General features: G+C 55.0%; 2 protein-coding genes and 1 pseudogene. All 3 read left to right on the forward strand.

Translation table 11 applies throughout. The features are described 5' to 3' along the window. Positions 1 to 236 (forward strand): annotated as a pseudogene (locus N6P30_RS24335) (sel1 repeat family protein); the annotation flags it as partial. Between the two features lie 80 nt (positions 237 to 316). Next, entirely contained in the window at positions 317 to 955 is a 639-nt protein-coding gene (merB, locus tag N6P30_RS24340; RefSeq protein ID WP_011405610.1) for an organomercurial lyase MerB, read from the forward strand. Continuing rightward, positions 952 to 1,142, forward strand: a 191-nt coding sequence (gene merD / locus N6P30_RS24345) for a mercuric resistance transcriptional repressor MerD (RefSeq protein ID WP_260630011.1), incomplete at its 3' end; no start/stop codon positions are given. The genes merB and merD, both read left to right, overlap by 4 nt.

Here is a 1,142-nt window from a genome sequence, read left to right on the forward strand (position 1 = left end):
CCGAGCAGGGACACACGCAGGCTCAAGTCAGGCTGGCCCAGCTGTTTGCAAAGGGTCTTACCGACATCGCGCCCGACCAGGTGCAGGCATACCAGTGGATGAGTCTGGCCGCAGCGTCGGGAGAACCGACAGCAGCAAAAGTCGTTGCAGACTATGCAGCTCAAATGAAGCCCGAACAGTTACAGCAAGCCCAGCTGCTGGCCGAGGAATGGCAACGCCGGCAAGGCACAAAGTAATTCGTCTTTGTTAAGCGCAGGACGTAACCGCCGAGTAAGGTTTATCCCGGTTGATCGCTGCCCGATATAACAGGTGGAAAATGGACAAGACTATTTATTCCAAAAAGATTGCCGAAAGCCTTTCATCTGGCAATCATCCTAAAGAGTTCGCAACGCTCTTTGTCGCGCTGCTCCGACAGCTAGCGATGGGGGGACCTGTATCACGCGAAAAGCTCGCCGGCGCACTCGGATGGTCTGGAGCGAGAGTTGCAACGGTACTTGAGCAGGCACCTGGTACGGAATATGACGACGAGGCCAATATCATTGGACTGGGGCTGACACTACGTGAAACCTCTCACGTTTTTGAGGTGGATGGCCGTCATTTGTACACATGGTGTGCGCTGGACACCTTGATGTTTCCCGCCTTGACCGGCAAGATTGCCCGTGTCACTTCCCGCTGCGCCGCCACCGGTAGGCCGATCACTCTCACCGTTGCACCAGAAGCAGTGCTTCATGTCGAACCGGCAGAAGCAATGGTTTCACTGCGAACTCCGGATACTTCGCCCGACATTCGTTGTTCGTTTTGCTGTCATGTGCATTTCTTTGCGTCTCCGTCTATTGCAAATTCGTGGGCTTCGACCCACCAAGGGATTGAGGTCGTGCCTGTCGAGAGTGCGTTCGACCTTGGTCATGATGTCGCGCTTAAGCTGCTAGAGGACTGCGAGGAAAGCCCAGTATGAATGCGTACTCGATATCGAAGCTGGCTGATGATGCTTGCGTCAGCGTGCATGTCGTGCGCGACTACATGATACGCGGCTTGTTGCACCCTGCTCGGCGAACCGAAAGTGGCTATAACATTTTCGATGACAAAACACTCGGAAGGCTGCGGTTTCTCCGCGCAGCCTTCGAGTCCGGAATTGGGCTCGA

The sequence above is a fragment of the Enterobacter sp. PL1 genome, assembly GCF_945957325.1.
GTDB lineage: Bacteria > Pseudomonadota > Gammaproteobacteria > Enterobacterales > Enterobacteriaceae > Enterobacter > Enterobacter roggenkampii.

Coding starts and splice junctions, on each gene's coding strand:
- merB (WP_011405610.1), top strand. CDS start 317: ATGGACAAGACTATTTATTCCAAAAAGATTGCCGAAAGCCTTTCATCT.